Source organism: Maridesulfovibrio pacificus (SeqCode) (genome assembly GCF_048612815.1).
Classification (GTDB): Bacteria; Desulfobacterota; Desulfovibrionia; order Desulfovibrionales; family Desulfovibrionaceae; genus Maridesulfovibrio; species Maridesulfovibrio pacificus.
Genome location: NZ_JBLZNE010000001.1, coordinates 508262 through 524345, shown reverse-complemented (window position 1 = coordinate 524345; position 16084 = coordinate 508262). Strand labels below are relative to the sequence as shown.

General features: G+C 44.5%; 14 protein-coding genes. 1 reads left to right on the top strand and 13 read right to left on the bottom strand.

Annotated elements, in window-relative coordinates:
* Window positions 1–274: 274 nt before the first annotated feature.
* The 6 genes from ACNI23_RS02625 to nhaC are packed head-to-tail and all read right to left on the bottom strand — an operon-like array spanning window position 275 to window position 5550.
* Window positions 275–547 (bottom strand): hypothetical protein, encoded by a 273-nt coding sequence (locus ACNI23_RS02625; protein ID WP_420246567.1) that lies wholly within the window; start codon window positions 545–547, stop codon window positions 275–277.
* Complete coding sequence (locus ACNI23_RS02620) at window positions 548–1462, bottom strand: NAD(P)/FAD-dependent oxidoreductase (RefSeq protein WP_420246566.1); 915 nt, start codon at window positions 1460–1462, stop codon at window positions 548–550.
* Between the two features lie 4 nt (window positions 1463–1466).
* Window positions 1467–1781, bottom strand: coding sequence for a thioredoxin family protein (locus ACNI23_RS02615; protein ID WP_420246564.1), 315 nt, complete (start codon window positions 1779–1781; stop codon window positions 1467–1469).
* Window positions 1782–1824: 43 nt separating this feature from the next.
* Window positions 1825–2502: a Crp/Fnr family transcriptional regulator gene (locus ACNI23_RS02610; RefSeq protein ID WP_420246562.1), complete on the bottom strand. Its 678-nt coding sequence runs from the start codon at window positions 2500–2502 to the stop codon at window positions 1825–1827.
* Window positions 2503–2546: 44 nt separating this feature from the next.
* Window positions 2547–4106 carry a sulfatase gene (locus tag ACNI23_RS02605; protein WP_420246560.1) on the bottom strand — a complete coding sequence of 520 codons (1560 nt, stop codon included), beginning with the start codon at window positions 4104–4106 and terminating at the stop codon, window positions 2547–2549.
* Between the two features lie 16 nt (window positions 4107–4122).
* Complete coding sequence (gene nhaC, locus ACNI23_RS02600; protein WP_420246558.1) at window positions 4123–5550, bottom strand: Na+/H+ antiporter NhaC; 1428 nt, start codon at window positions 5548–5550, stop codon at window positions 4123–4125.
* A 490-nt stretch (window positions 5551–6040) separates the two neighbouring features.
* Here nhaC and ACNI23_RS02595 point away from each other — a divergent pair, with 490 nt between their 5' ends.
* Window positions 6041–8296: a methyl-accepting chemotaxis protein gene (locus tag ACNI23_RS02595; RefSeq protein ID WP_420246556.1), complete on the top strand. Its 2256-nt coding sequence runs from the start codon at window positions 6041–6043 to the stop codon at window positions 8294–8296.
* Window positions 8297–8523: 227 nt separating this feature from the next.
* Here ACNI23_RS02595 and ACNI23_RS02590 read toward each other — a convergent pair whose 3' ends face one another.
* The 7 genes from ACNI23_RS02590 to ACNI23_RS02560 form a co-directional block, all read right to left on the bottom strand.
* On the bottom strand, window positions 8524–10152 hold the full coding sequence (locus tag ACNI23_RS02590) for a methyl-accepting chemotaxis protein (RefSeq protein ID WP_420246555.1): 1629 nt from the start codon (window positions 10150–10152) through the stop codon (window positions 8524–8526).
* Between the two features lie 463 nt (window positions 10153–10615).
* Complete coding sequence (locus ACNI23_RS02585; protein WP_420246553.1) at window positions 10616–12082, bottom strand: HlyD family type I secretion periplasmic adaptor subunit; 1467 nt, start codon at window positions 12080–12082, stop codon at window positions 10616–10618.
* A complete protein-coding gene (locus tag ACNI23_RS02580; protein ID WP_420246551.1) occupies window positions 12082–14268 on the bottom strand; it encodes a peptidase domain-containing ABC transporter in 2187 nt (728 codons plus the stop codon). The genes ACNI23_RS02585 and ACNI23_RS02580 overlap by 1 nt, the downstream gene beginning before the upstream one ends.
* Window positions 14269–14321: 53 nt before the next feature.
* Window positions 14322–14795: a toxin-activating lysine-acyltransferase gene (locus tag ACNI23_RS02575; RefSeq protein WP_320176136.1), complete on the bottom strand. Its 474-nt coding sequence runs from the start codon at window positions 14793–14795 to the stop codon at window positions 14322–14324.
* Window positions 14796–14823: 28 nt separating this feature from the next.
* Window positions 14824–15336, bottom strand: a complete 513-nt coding sequence (locus ACNI23_RS02570; RefSeq protein ID WP_320176137.1) for a toxin-activating lysine-acyltransferase — start codon at window positions 15334–15336, stop codon at window positions 14824–14826.
* An 8-nt stretch (window positions 15337–15344) separates the two neighbouring features.
* Window positions 15345–15827, bottom strand: a complete 483-nt coding sequence (locus ACNI23_RS02565) for a GNAT family N-acetyltransferase (RefSeq protein ID WP_420246548.1) — start codon at window positions 15825–15827, stop codon at window positions 15345–15347.
* Window positions 15827–16084 carry an acyl carrier protein gene (locus ACNI23_RS02560; protein ID WP_420246546.1) on the bottom strand — a complete coding sequence of 86 codons (258 nt, stop codon included), beginning with the start codon at window positions 16082–16084 and terminating at the stop codon, window positions 15827–15829. Before ACNI23_RS02560 ends, ACNI23_RS02565 begins: the two co-directional genes overlap by 1 nt.

Below are 16084 nucleotides of genomic sequence, written 5' to 3'. Positions count from 1 at the left end.
AAAGACTCAGGTCAATTAGAAACAATGTGCAGAACACTAAAAGGGGGAGCCCCTATAAATATCAACGCCATTACCAATAGCAACCAAAAAAAACCAAAAGCCTTACAAAGAAAATTCTTCGTAAGGCTTTTATTTCTATGATGCCCCCGGCTGAATCGACCCTGCGACACCAGAACAGGAAGCCTGACTAAATGATCACAATTTCTGGAACTGGCGCTGGCAACAACGGTTGAATCCCAATCCGTACCAGTACTCCTCACTAAAAACAAAAAAATTATGAATGACGGTCCATATTACTGGCCAGCCATGCAGAAAATTCGGCAAGAAGGGAGTCGTTTAGACTTTTACATTGGTACTTTATATTGTTCACTGAAATAGCAGGAGTTTTACCCTTGAGGCCCTGCCTTGAAATTTCAAGATAACAGGTCGTAACCTGAACACAAGCCGGAACGTTCTCGCTTTTCAGGAGGGAACGGAGCCGCCTTGCGGCCCGCTCAGCCCTGCTTGTGTCAGGATCAAGAATATTAATCTTGAGCCCTGACATCATTTACTTAATGCTGTGGATAAAACGTTCAGCTTCGAGGGCCGCTATGGTCCCATCGGACATGGCTGTGGTGATCTGACGGTACTTCTTGGGCCTTACGTCACCTGCAGCAAACACTCCGGGAATGGATGTCGCCATGTCTTCGTCCGTAATAATGTAACCATCTGCATCAAGATCAAGAAACTCAGCAAAAGGTTCTGTTCCGGGATGCTGACCCATGAAAACAAAGATACCGTCACATTCGTGGGTATGCTCTTCGCCTGTTTCAACGTTGCGAAGTGTGACAGACTCAAGCTTATCACTATAGTTTACGGACACAACTTCAGTTGAGAGATGCATGGTAGCGTTACTACGCTCCGCAAGCTGAGCCTGCGTAGAAGAAGCTGCAAAAAAACGGTCCATTTTTTCGACAAGGGTAAGTTCGCTGATCCCCAGATCAAGCAAAGAAAGAGCTTCGTCAAAACCGCTATTGCCCCCCCCTACAATGAGAACCCGCTTGCCGATATACGCCGAGCCATCACAAACGGCACAATAATGCACCTGCTCGCAATCACCAGCAACTTCCAACGGGGCCGGTTTTCGTCCTGTGGCGACAATTACAGCCTTGGCAGTGTACACTTCGTCATCAGCCTCAATGGTTTTGATTGCTCCGGAAAGATCCATTGAATCAATGCAGGCTGCCTCTTCGACAGTAACCCCGAGAGCCTCTACCTGTTCCTGAACACGCTCAACCAGCTCCATACCGCCAATGGATTTATAAGATGGCATATTTTCAACCACCTTGGTCCAGTTGACCAGCCCGCCACAAGCGTTCTCATCCAGCAAGAGGACTTTCAGGTTGGCCCGGGCCGCATAGATGGCCGAGGTCATCCCCGCGACACCGCCCCCAAGAATTATCAGATCATATGCATTGCTCATGATGTTACAGGGATGCGTAAAGGGCTTTCAGCTCACGTGGATTCATAAGCCCGGAATGGGTCTTGATCACTTTACCTTCCCGAATAAAAAGCAGTGTAGGAACGCGCTCAAAATCATATTCGGACATCAGGTTCGCATGTTTTTCACTATCCACGCTGAAAAGAGCAACCTGCGGAGCCTTGGCACCGAATTTAACGAGCACCTTCTCCATGTTTTTGCAGTGAGGGCAAAGTTCCTTATAAAAAATAACAATAGCCTCACCCAAAGAGCCAAAATGCTCAACAGAGGCCAGTTCGGTAATATCTTTAATTTCACTCATTGGTATCCACCTTTGAATCAATATGGTTATTAACTAATCAAAATCAATGATATGCGATAGCCGCAAGAGCATCGATATTCAGCAGTTGCAACCTGTTTTCAGCCAGTATTCTAATGTATCCGGCTTTCTCAAGGGACTTTAGTGCCTTGTATAACGAGGCTCTATGAACCCCGAGTATCGAAGCGACTCCCTTCATACTGAGGGAGCCTAAGGAAATAGTATCGTTCTCTGCCAATTCAGTTGAGTTATAACGCAACAGAATGAATTTAACTATCCTCTTCTCAAGGGTATCAAGCCCAAGAGATGCCAACTGGTTGCTGAGAACGCTCACTTTCATGGAAAGTGTACGAATGATATCCTTGGCAATTGAAGGATGCACCGCCAGCATCTTGTCCACGGTATCCTTAGGAAAAGAATACACAACAGCATCTTCATGGCAGCTAAAAGAGCTGGTGATCGGTTCCTCGGTAAAAAACGGAACTTCACAGAAAAGGGAATGATGCTCCACATGCATTATAACCTTCTCGTTACCTCCAAGAGAGGTACGCACCATGCGAACTGATCCGGATCGAAGATAATGCAGCTCAGTAACCGTTTCCCCCGCAAGGATTATATGTTCACCCTTCTTGAATTCCTGACGGACACCAAGGTCAATAACCTTGTTCCAGACATCGCTATTACCTTTGATTCGCCAGAATTCATCGATCTTAAGTGTAGACATATATGCTCCTATGCGAGGGAACCGGGATTATAATCAATCAAGAGTTAGGAAGTTCTCAGCTCTCCTATGTAGAGTTTCAACTTCTGGAGCATTTCCTTAGCTTTTTCCGGATTACTTTCAATGATATTATTCAACTGGAAAGGATCCTTGCGACGATCGTAAAGCTCGTCGGACTGGGGAACCGAAACTTCCGCTCCGGGTACACAAGTCCACATGTCTTCCTTCATTTCCAGTTTTGCAGACTGAGCACCGGCATTACCGCCAGACCCCGAACCGTCATAAAATACCTTGTTCATGGAGTCGGTGTCTATCTCCTTTTGCAGCCAATGGATGTAGCTGTAATCATGATCAACGATGGACCATGACATGCCGTAGTATCCGGCGATGGCAAAATCACGGACAGTATCTGTTTCGCCTCGCATAACGGGCAGCAGGCTGATACCGTGCATATCATCGGCATCATAGGTGGAGATACCTTCATGTCCGGTCTCATCAACAGCATCTGTTCCGAGCCCCAGACCGTCAAGAACAGTGGCGGTGATGTCCACGTTCTGAACAAAGGATTCTACCCGCTTGCCGCCTTCCATACCCGGAGCGTGAACCAGCAGAGGAACATGAACCAGTTCTTCATAAGGCCAGGGACGGCACTTACGCATCAGTCCATGACCGTGTTCACCGCTGCCCATAGGCTGACCGTGGTCGGAAGTGACGATAACCATAGTATTATCCCAAAGGCCCTGAGCCTTGAGAGAATCGAAAAGTTTTCCAAGCCATTTATCAACAAGGGTAACCTTTTCAGCATACAGGGCACGGATATGCTCGCACTCTTCTTCGGTCATAACCCCATCGATCTCGGTCCAGGGAGCAAGCAGCAGCGGATTGCCATCGTAATCCGGATTGTAGGGACAAGGCTTGTTTTCCCATACAGACGGCGGATCCCAAGGCTCGTGAGGATCAAATGAATCGAGCCAGAGGAAGAAAGGACGTTCAGGATTGCGTTTTTCCTTCAACCAGCTATCGGCTTCGCTAATGACGACAGAAGCATAGTTGTCCGCATCGGAGTTCCAGTTCTGACGCTGCTTAAGATAGCATTCAGCTTCACGGATCAAAGACTTGCTCGAATCATCGTATTCGCCGTCTTCATTCTTCTTCAGCCAGTTGGGGGAAAGATAGTCCTCGCCCTTGAACTCTTCTTTCAGAGGTACGTTGCTGAAGGTTTCGTGGTCCAGCTCATGACCGTTGCAGAAACGGACATAGTCAAAACCGCGGGAATATCCGTACTTGGGAAGACGCATGGGCGGAGTATCATAAACCAGTGCAGTCTGAACCTCACGGCACCAGAGAACGTCTGTAATAGAAGTATCTTCGGTAGTAAGCGGCCGCCATCCGCCATAAGGCAGGGTGTAGCGCCCGGTAAGCAGGGCACGGCGGACCGGGATGGTCGGGAGTCCTTCGCTGTAGGCATTTTCAAAGAGAAATCCCTCTTCAGCAAATTTGTCCAGATGCGGAGTTTTGACTTCTTTATTGCCGTAGCAGCCCAGATAGTTGAACTGCAATGTATCCAGCATTATGAAAAGAACGTTTTTAATTTTATCTTGTGACATAGTCTACCTCGTATAATTAATCTGATTTGGACTCAGTTGCGGTCATCAAAGAACGGGCCGACTTGTCGTCTGTTCTGATAATGCCGATTCCGGTAGCAGCGCAAGCAATAGAAATAACAGGAATGATGACATTAAAGAATGCATATGGAACGTAATCCACAGCACTGACGCCAAGCACGCCGAGAATATAAAAAGCATGAACGGACCACGGAACCAAAGGACAACCCAAAGTGCCAGCATCCTCACAGGTTCGGGAAAGAACCTGCGGTGCTATACCCGCTTTCTTGTAATTCTCACCGAACGCCCGCCCGGGAACAACAACTGCCAGTATCTGGCTGCCGGTACCCAGAAGAATGATGTAGGCAGCACCAAGGGTTGCGCCCACAAGTGAAACAGCAGAACGCGCACCGCGAAGCATCGCGTCCATCAGGACTTCCAGAACCCTTGCCTTTTCCAGAATACCGCCGAAAGCCATACCGCTGGTAAGCAGCAGGATGGTTACCATGATGGACATCAGTCCACCGCGGGAAAGCAGTTTGTTCAATTCAGGAGAAGGAGTCGCGGCCTTGTAGCCGGAGGTCAGCTGCTTAGCCAATGTGGAAAGGGTTGCCCCTTCAAGCATTGCAATGCCGAGGGCACTGACCACGCAGATCACCATGACCGGCAGAACAGGCAGACGCTTATATGCAAGTACAATCATGAGAACCGGAGGCACAAAAGCAATGGGGGAAAGCGAGAAGCTGGCCTCAAGGGAAGTCAGGATGGTATCGATATTGCCCATGCTGGTAACATCCCCGGTATGCATGGAACCGAGAATCATATAGCCGACAATTGCTATCAAAGCAGCAGGAACAGTAGTCCACAGCATGGAACCGATATGCGTAAAGAGCGGGACGTCACAAACAGTAGCAGTGATGTTGGTTGAGTCGGATACAGGCGACATCTTATCACCGAAATATGCGCCGGAAACAATCGCACCCACTGTCCATGCCGGATCAAAACCCATTGCGCCCCCGACACCGAGCAAGGCCACACCGATAGTACCCATAGTACCAAAAGAGGTACCTGTTGCCAGCGATGCCACGGAGCACAAAATAAATGTGGATAAAAGGAAATGTTCCGGGGCAATCAGTTTAAGGCCCCAGTAAATAATTGCCGGAATGGTACCGGAAGCCATCCATGAGGAAATGATCATGCCCACAAGCATGAGAATCGCAACGGCAAGCTGAATACGCCCCACTGCCGAGAGCATGCCCTCCTGCAACTCATTCCAGCTGTACCCGATCTTCAGGGCCATTATGCCCGCAGCAGCGACAGCAACAAGCAGCGGCAGAACCGGGGGCCGTACCCCGATAACGACAGTACCGTACAAAATAATCGCAACCGGAATCGCGAAGGTTAGAAAAGCCCAAAGCAGGCTCGGCTTTCTGTTTTCTGAACTCATATTGTCTCCATTCTTGGGAGTATCTTACCATACTGTACGCGGAACAAGCTCTTAACCAGAATCTCCCAACCCTCGTCAGAATATTTGCCCCAAAACTCACTCTAAATATGGATTATAGCAGTTTTGAAAACCAGTCCGTTGCAAATGCAACATGGATCCCGCAAAACAGTAAAATAGGCAAACTGGACTTTCGGGTTTGGAGGGGAGGTAGTTGTAAAGTGGAGTTATTCTGATTGTCTTGATTTGGTTACCGGGGCGGGCTGATTCTGTAGATCAGATGCGGAGGACAAAAGGAATGTTCTGTGACGCAGATTAAGGACTTAACCAAATCGTTGTGGCTGCTACAATATGATTGTTTAAATTATGACGGATATTTCGGTTTCTTCGTTTGAGCGAAGCAGACCAAAACAATTAACAATAAGACTTTCAAAAAACACACAATCTGCCTATAAAGAAAAACACTCAAAATATTTGAGAAATAGGAGGACAGATGAATTTTAAATCGATCAAAACAAAAATTGTACTCAGTTCTGCATGCTGTATCGCAATCCTTGCAATCTCAATCATATCATTACAAATTTGGGAGCAAAACAATACCAGTGAATTTGTAAGAACAAAGGTTGATAACCTAATTGAAAAGTCTACAGCTACAGGACTTTTAGGAATCGCCAAAGGTGAAGCAGGAGTGATTCAGTCCAAGCTTGAAAAAAATATTGATACCGCACGAACCATTGCCAGTGCATTCAAATCCATACGATCTGACGATGGAACCAGACACAACATTGATATACGAAAGGTTTTTAATGATATTCTCCTCACAACGCTAAAAGATAACCCCGAATTTTTAGGGGCATACAGCGCATGGCAGCCAGATGCAATTGACGGCAATGATATCGCATACCAAGGCAAAAAGGCAGATGGATATGATGAGTCAGGACGATTCGTTCCTTACTGGAACAGGGATAAAAATGGAAATATAGCAAGACAGGCTCTTGTCGGGTATGAAGATGCCACTCTGCATCCCAATGGAGTGCGTAAAGGAGGATGGTATCTGAATCCAAGAGAAACAGGTAAAGAGAATATACTCGACCCGTTTCCTTATATAGTACAAGGCAAACAAGAAATGCTAACCACAATGTCCGTCCCCATCCGTATTAACAACAAATTTGTTGGAATCGGAGGAACTGATCTTCGTTTGGACTTCGTTCAGGACCTTGCGAAAGATGTCGCTAAAGGACTCTATGAAGGCAGGTCCACAGTACAGGTAATCAGTTATATGGGCATAATTGTCGCAGACAGTTCCAATGAAAAAAATGTTGGAAAACCCATATCCCAAACAGGCAATAAATATGCAGACAAAATAAGCCAAAAAATCAAGGCGGCAGAATCCTATATCAATTTAGGGAAAGAAGATGGTCTTGTTTTGGCTATGGCACCGATTCCCTTAGGTAACACAGGAACACCTTGGGCTGTTCTCATAGAAGTCCCAAGAAATGTCGTGTTTGCTGAAGCAATTCAACTTAATAACGAAATGGCTGAAAATGCAAACAGCAGTTTTCAAACAGCAATCCTTACTGGTGCTGGAGTTGCCGTTTTAGCATGTGTAGCTCTCTGGTTTCTGACAGGGGCAATCGTTGTACCAGTAAAAAAATCAGTGCACTTTGCAGAAAGTGTAGCCAATGGTAATTTTGATCAGGAACTAGACATCAATCAAGCTGATGAAATTGGTGTTTTGGCTGATGCTTTGAAAAGAATGGTCGAAAACCTTAAACAAATGATCCTTGAAGCCGAAGAAAAAAGCAAAGCTGCAGAAGCAGAAGCTGCACGTGCAAATGTCGCAGTTGAAGAAGCAAATGAAGCTAAAGAACAGGCTGCTAGAGCGGAAAAAGAAGGTAAGCTTCAAGCAGCTAGAGACCTTGAAGAAGTTGTAAACATAGTAACATCAGCTTCAGAACAACTTTCAGCGCAAATTGAACAATCAACACGAAGTACAACTGACCAATATGCTCAAATTAGTGAAGCTGCAACAGCAATGGAAGAAATGAACGCAACTGTTTTAGAGGTCGCTCAAAATGCTTCCAGTTCCGCAGAAACAGCAAACCAGACAAAGGAAAAAGCGCAAACGGGATCAAATATTGTCACTCAGGTTCTCGCTAGTATGGAAGAAGTTCAGTCTGTCGCAAAACAACTTAAGGAAGATGTTACAAACTTAGGTGAAGATGCAAAAAGTATCGGCCAAGTTATGGAAGTAATATCAGACATTGCTGATCAAACAAACCTCCTTGCACTTAATGCTGCCATTGAAGCTGCAAGAGCGGGTGAAGCAGGTCGAGGATTCGCTGTAGTCGCTGATGAAGTTCGTAAGCTTGCAGAAAAAACAATGACTGCCACTCAGGAAGTAGGCGCTGCTATCAGCAAAATCCAGCAGGGAACACAGGCAAACATAGGACACGTTGAAACTGCAGTCACCAAAATTAACGAAACAGCTGAACTTTCAGGAGAATCCGGTGAGGCACTAGATTCAATCGTTTCATTTGTAGATGAAACATCAGCGCAGGTTCACAGCATAGCAACAGCATCTGAAGAACAATCAGCCACAAGTGAGGAAATCAACAGATCCCTCGCTCAAGTAGCTGACATATCGTCTAAAACAACAAAAGCAATGCAGGAATCAACAAAAGCTGTTGATGAAATGGCCCGACAGGCGCAGGTTTTACAAAACCTTATTAATCAAATGAAAAGCTAAATATTGTGTAAATGTTGAAAACACATTTGATGAGCTTCTAAACAATCAACCAAAGCAGTCAGTCTCAATTGGGATTGGCTGCTTTTTTATTTGGAAACTTTGTTCAACTAAATATATGGGGCAATAAGGCAGAAAATAGGCGGAAAAAACGAAAGGGGTTCACATCTTAAATCGATGCAAACCCTTTATTTTATTGGTGACCACGGCAGAAATCGAAACTCTTACAACTAAGCGTTGCGCAATTCTTCTATCAATCTCTGTAGCTCACCCGCTTGCTTTGCCAAATCTGTTATTGCCTCTGTTGCCTCGCTCATTGTAGCACTTGTCTCAGAGGAAATCTGATTTATTTGTCCAGTGTGCCTTGCTATTTCTTCAGCAGTGGCAGCCTGCTCTTCAGAAGCGGTAGCAATTGCACTCACCTGATCTGAGGTGCCCTCAGCAAGTCTTAGTATTCCTTCAAGAGCGACTCCTGACTTTTGAGCAAGGTCAGTACTCTTATTAACAACATCAACAACCATCTCCATATTTTCTATACTACTCTTAGTCCCACCTTGAATTGCTGAGATGGATTGCCCGACCTCAGTAGTAGCCTGCATAGTTTTCTCTGCCAACTTACGAACTTCATCAGCGACAACAGCAAACCCGCGGCCGGCTTCTCCAGCTCTAGCAGCTTCAATAGCAGCATTCAAAGCGAGTAAATTAGTTTGATCTGCAATATCCGTAATCACGTTCATAATTTGACCAATGCCTTGAGCCTGTTCTCCTAACTCATCAACAATCTGCTGCATCCCTTCCACACGTCTACTAATTTCTGCAATAGATTTAACCACATTATCAACTACGTCAGCACCTTCTTCCGCATTGGAACGTGTGGTATCAGCATTGGATGCGGCATCACCGGCATTACGAGCGACCTCAAGAACAGTAGTATTCATTTCTTCCATTGCTGTTGCAGTCTCAGCCGCAAGTTCTCGCTGAGTATCTGCCCCCTGACTAGCTCCTTCAACTTGGCTGGAAAGTTCTTCAGAGGCAGAAGTAATATTTTCGACAATAGTCCCTAATTTATCAGCAGCCATGAGCATACCATCCTTCAATGCCCGCTCTGTTTTACGTTTCATCTCGTTTGCTTCAGTAATATCCTGAACAATCTCAATATGACCTACGTTATTTCCTTCTTTATCAGTCAAATATGCGGTATTAACTTGAAAATCCATATTAAGTCCAGGTTGAGTAAAAAAGGATACATCCTCTCCTCGTCTCAAGCATTCAACTCCGCATCGTTCTGTCTTGCAAATATCTGCTCCCCAATTACTGCATTGCTTACCAAGAACCTCTTCTCGAGTAGAAGAAGTTATATCTTCTGCTGCTTTATTTATAAATGTCCAATTCATATCCATGTCAGTAACCGAAATAGCCCACGGGATTGCATCAAGCAGACTTTCGTACCAATAAATCTTGTCCATTACCTTATCCAAACCAAGGTTCAAATTAGCACCTAGACCACCAATCCCATCACTAGAATCAACATCAAGACGGGCTTCAAAATCCCCCTGCTTTACGAGATTAACAACCTCTTCAATTTCAGCCAACGGACGAATTAGCATCTTAATCTGCAAAAAATAAAAAAACAGAGAAATAACACTTGCACCGAGAACAACAGGCCAAATGATATTTTTATCACCTAAATGACCTAGTAAACCAAGTCCTACAAAAAGAAATATAGTTACAATAGTTAAAACCAAAAATTTGATTTTTAAGCTCAGTTTACCAGAAGATATCATTACCGCCACCTCACATTCATAAAAGCGTTTATCGCAACAGACAAACCCCACACACTTACATCCTGAATTAGCCATTAAAGCCTACCACATTCAATTATATGTGATAAAATTCTAAACTATTTGACTTATTTTTGCCTGCACTTACAAAATAACGCATTAACTATAACAAATATGCGCTAAAAAAGACAATATAATTTTCTTTAAACTTAGCTCTCCCCCACTCACCAAGTTCACCAATAGATCTCGTACTCCCCTACGGGATCTATTGCTTGGTTTACCACTCCACAGAAATCTTCGGTAAACAGAGCTCACCACATCAAACGAAACAAAAATCATAAAATAAAATCTAATAGCATTGGCATTGAGTGTCGCACTTCTGGCTAACACTCCCCCAAAAACAAAAAGGGTTAACTCTGAAAATGAGTTAACCCTTTAATATTGTACTATTTTCGTACTATATGGTGACCCCGGCAGGAATCGAAAACATCACATAAACACTTGAAATAAAATTAAAATTTATTAGTTCCGACTTATCCAATCAGCGTTCTCTCAAGGCTTCATTTTTATACCGCAAAACAGGTGTCAAAAGATATTCGATTAAACGTCTTGATCCAAGATTAACATCAACTGTGACTGACATCCCCGGAATAAGTCTGATAGGTTTATCTCCCACCTTTATAGTATCGCGTTCCATCTCAATAAGAGCCCGATATACCGGTCCTAATTGCTCATCCATTGTTACGTCGTTAGCAATTTTACGGATTATACCATTAATGGCTCCATATTTTGTAAACTCAAAAGTTTCGACCTTTACCTTAACTTTTTGTCCAGGACTCACAAAGCCAATATCGCGGTTTAAAATCTTAGCTTCAACCTCAAGGTGACTCTCATTAGGTACAATACGCATGAGTACAGATGCTGGCTCAACTACGCCTTCCTTGGTATGGACGGCAAGGTCGAGAACTGTACCTTTAATGGGAGATTTCAATGTCCTCATTGCTAGACGGCGCTGTACTGCGTGAAGATCCTGCTCCAGAGTCACTATCTGCTGTTCACATTCTGAAAGTTCCGTAAGTATTGAATGATGAAATTTTTCAGCAGCTGTCCTGCGTTGTTCAACTGCGTAACCAATCTCAGTCTCGATCTTCTTCGCCGTCTGTGTCAGGACCGACTCAGACTGTCTCCTCTCAACCAATTGTTCTTCCATCTCTTCAAGACCAGATCTTGATACCGCCTTTTCTTGAAAAAGCTTTTCAAGACGTTCAACCCGCCTCTCAGCAAATCCGACCATACTTCTAATCTTTTCCAACTGAGCAAGAGTCTCTTCATACTCTGCTTCCTTTCCTGCAATCTCCTGATCCAGAGTAGCCATCTCGGCGCAAAATGAATCCCATTGAGAATACATGATCCGCCTTTCTGCTTCGACTAAAAACTGCGGCACCCCTGCTGGTTCCATAAAATCACCGACGCTATCATCAGACTCGGAAAGAACCGCAAGCCTAGCGCGCCTTGCATACTGACGGTCAAGCTGATTACTAATATCGAGAGCATCTCCCTCAACCTCAGTCTGATCAAATGCAATAAGAGTCTGTCCGGCCTCTACTGATTGCCCCTCTTGAACCAAAACCTCTTTGATTACACAAAGCTCTGGGGCCTGGATCACTTTGACCCGCCCGGAAGGAATTGTTTTCCCTGTTGCTGGAGAAATAATGTCAATTTGAGAAAACGTGGCCCATAATATAGCTACTGAAATAAGTCCCATAATGGCTACAGGAAGAAGCCAGGCAATCGTAGGAAGCGGCGCATTCACAACAGCATCAATGCCGGAAAGGTATTCAGCCTCCTTAGATCTGTACCTATTTTTATAACAGTGAATTCCATCACAAACTGATTTCGGAGCCAACCTCATAAAACCAAAACATTGGTTCAAACCGGCTTTAGTGAATTGAATCATTTTTTTTATACGCTGAGGCAACGGCATGATCTCTTTATTAGATTCGTTCATCAAACCTGCCCCTCCTGCATCGCATGAAGCTGGGCAAAACGCCCATTGGAAGCAAGCAACACTTTATGAGGTCCGTCTTCAACTATTCGACCTTTTTCTACCGTAAGAATTCGATCCGCGATTCGTACAGTGCTCAAACGGTGAGCAACTATAAAAACAGTCCTGCCTTGACATATTTTCCGCATATTATGTTGAATAATACGTTCGGATTCATAATCCAAAGCACTGGTCGCCTCGTCAAAGATAAGAATGCGAGGATTACCTACCAAAGCGCGCGCTAGGGCAATACGTTGCCGTTGCCCGGCGGATAGAGTGGCGCCACGTTCCCCCACAATAGTATCATAAGCTTGGGGCAGCGCACGAATAAACTCATCAGCTCCAGCAAGCCTAGCAGCATATTCAACCTTCTCAATGGATAATGAAGGATCTGTCAGTGCTATATTATCCCTAATTGATCGGTTAAACAAAATGCTCTCCTGAAGAACAACTCCTATCTGCCTACGAAGCCATGACGGCTCCACTTGAGAAACATTGATGCCATCAGCTAGAATCCGACCTTTTTGGGGAGTATAAAGACGCTGCAAAAGCTTCATTAGGGTGCTCTTACCAGACCCGGACGAACCGACAATACCGACAATCTCACCGGCTCTTACATCAAAGCTTATATCCTCAACCACACAAGGGCTTTCAGGTCCATAACTGAAAGAAACATCTTCAAACCGCACATTGCCACGCAAAGCAGGAAGATTCTCCACGCTTGAGCCGCTTGCAGGCTCCACTTGTGAATTAATAATATCTCCCACACGGTTAACAGACACTTTAGCCTGTTGAATCTGTTGAAAAACTTGAGCAATTCGCATTGCAGGAGCAAGAACCCGCCCTACCATCATATTGAAAGCGATTAAACCACCTGCAGTCATGTCTCCCGAAATGACCAGCTTAGCCCCCACCCAAAGACAGATAGCAACAGTGAGCTTATTGATCGTTCCTGAAATCAACCCGATTATGTTGGAAAGATTTTCCGAATCTTTGGCCTGCCTAGTGTGCCCCACCACTAGATCTTCCCATTGCCGCTGAAACTGAGGCTCAACCGACATTGCCTTCACGGTTTCCATGCCGGAAATAACTTCCACCAGATATGACTGCGAATCGGTATTGGCCTCAAACTTCTTCTGTAAACGATTCTTAAGTTTCGGAGCAAGACCTCCGTATAGCAAGAGCAGCAATCCAATAGAAATCATCACCATAACCATAAGCAACGGGCTGAAAACATACATGACAATGAGAAATACAAAAGTGAACAGAAAGTCCGTCATGGATGTCAAAGCAGGACCTGTCAAAAAATTCCTGATAGTTTCAAGCTCACGGGCACGTGCAGCAGTATCGCCAGTTTTACGGGAAGAAAAATAACTCATTGGCAGCCTGCTCATATGTCTGAATAGGCGTGCAACTAACTCAACATCGACTCGGTTGGTCATATGTCGAAAAAGAAATCCTCGAAAAGCACCAATAATGAAATCAAATGCAGTAATTATGATAAGACCGAAAACAAGTACATCCAGAGTACTCATACCTCCTGTAGAGAGGACCTTATCAATAATAACCATTGTGAAAAGAGGAGTTATCAACCCAAAGATTTGCACAAAAAAAGATGCACAAAGAACTTGCGTAAGCAAACCTCTCTGGCGGAACAACCCCGGTAAAAACCATTTAAACCCAAATTTTGTTGCTTCTGAGCTTTTCTGACTGGCGTTAGCAACAAGAACAACCACCCCTTCCCATTGCGCTTCAAACTCTTCCCTGGTCAGGACGAGCGTCCCTGACTGCAGAGGATCACGAATAAGAATTTTATTTTCCTCAGCACCAGCAACAAGAACAAAACGCTGTTCCTTGCACACTGCAATAAGTGGAAAACGCAACTTGATAAGCCGTTCCCATGTGGTCTTCTGCTGGTCTGCCTTTGCACCAGACTCCCTCACCGCCCGTATAATATCGCTGACAGTAAAAAGCTCATAGGTTCCGACAATTCTCCTGATTTCTTTAGCATCAGAAGGAAGTTCAAGAAGATTCAATGCCAATGCAGTGCAGGCCAATCCACTATCAATCGTATGTCCTTCGTTGGAATGACTTGAACCGGCCAATCCATTAACATTGGTATGCATAATAATTTCACCTATTTCACTCATGCAACTCACAAGCTACTGCCATTAAAGAGCAATACAGTTACGCCGAGAACCAGTTATCCTTTATCTTCCACGATTGTTCTCTGACCATCGGGTGTTACTTTGGGATATTTAAACGACTGTCCTTTGAATACGCTGCTTTTCAATTCCTCAATCATTTTATCATCCCCACCGAAAGGAGCTATCAAATCAATAATCCAAAGATTCGTTCCGCTCCTCCATTCAACAGGGGCAATACGCCCCAACCCTTCTGAAATCCTTTTTTCGGCTTTATCTGACAAGTATGCCCACAGAGCGACGCCGATCGGACCTTCCTCAGTACGGAATATTCTGTACTGACCAGCCAGCACCGGAGGCATTACCAGCCATTCCAAATCCGCAAGAAACATATAACGGTGAGAGCGGTGCTGTGAGAGAACCCAAGTTATCTCTCCGAGAACTCCAGCCATTGTGATGGGTTCCCCATTTGCTCCTCTAACGTTGGTATTCTTCTGACTCCAGTGACCAGATTTATTATTTTTTTCACTCATCCTATTCTCCTAAAAAAAATATTTTTTATTACTGATTTGTTGTTGCCAGCATTTCTTCCAGTTGAACAACTCTAAAACCGTCTTTGTGGAACTGCAGAGTTTGAACCGGTATTTCCTTCAAAGCTGTCCTAGTCAAATTTTTTATGACTTGTTCCGAATTACCATAGGGAGTCACCACGTCAACAAGCCAGCATCTATTTCCGGAATCCCAATCCCTTGGACGCAGTCTTTTATTACGAATAAAATCCTTCTCTGCCTCAGGAGACAGCATCGCCCAAGAAGCAAAAGCCACGGCAACCCCCTGCTGGCGATACAATTTGCACTGCCTTAGCTGTAACGGAGGCAACACTAGCCACTTCATGTCCGAAAGGAATAAATGATCATGGGAAGGAGAGTTAAGAAGCAACTTCACCACAGACTCAAAAACAGCAGAACCATCAGGAATTCCAAAATAATTATTGAAACTTTCCCCGCCTCTTTCTTTAATAAAACTCCTGTCCGCTGCCTCAAAATCAAGGTTGTCTTCTGAATTCGTCATCATTAAAAATATTATCCCACACTTTGGTCCGTGTTAATCCACAAGCCGTAGTTACCGCCAGTGAGTTCAAAACCGAGCCTTTTCATAAAATTATCCATAACAGCTAAAGGAGCTCCTTCAGAAATACCTGTACCGAAAACAACCTCAATGGCATTTCGCTTCTTCGCCCACTTCTTGAAAGCGTATAACATTTTCAAAGCAGCCGATGACCCACGGTACTCAGGCGTTACAAAAAAACTAATCGATTGCGCTGCTACCTGATTGCTGAAAAAATACTCCTGAAGCATTCCCATATGCAAACCGATGATTTCCTTTTCATCAGTTTCTGCAATACAGAAAAAAAAGGAACCGGGGTTATCCACACAATGCCTGACGGCCTGACGGCATTTTGTAAAATCATATCTGATATTTTTAAAACGACCTAAGGAGTGCATTTCTTTCCCAAGCTGAACTACAGCTTCGACATCTGAATGCATTGCAGGGCGAATATTCATTATGATCCCTCACTCAATCGCTCTAAAAGATAATCGCCGGTACTACCGATACTGGATATTTTTGTAATATGTTCGTCAGGTATATCTATGTCATACAAATCTTCCAGCTCCAGCTTAATCTGCAGCATTGAAAGAGAATCTGTACCCAAATCTGCAATGTAGTGGAACTCTTCCTTCAATCTCAAAGAGTTCAGCCCCATAACCTGAGCAGTAACCTGCTTTACCTGTTCAATTATTTCAGTTTTTTTCGGTCTCAT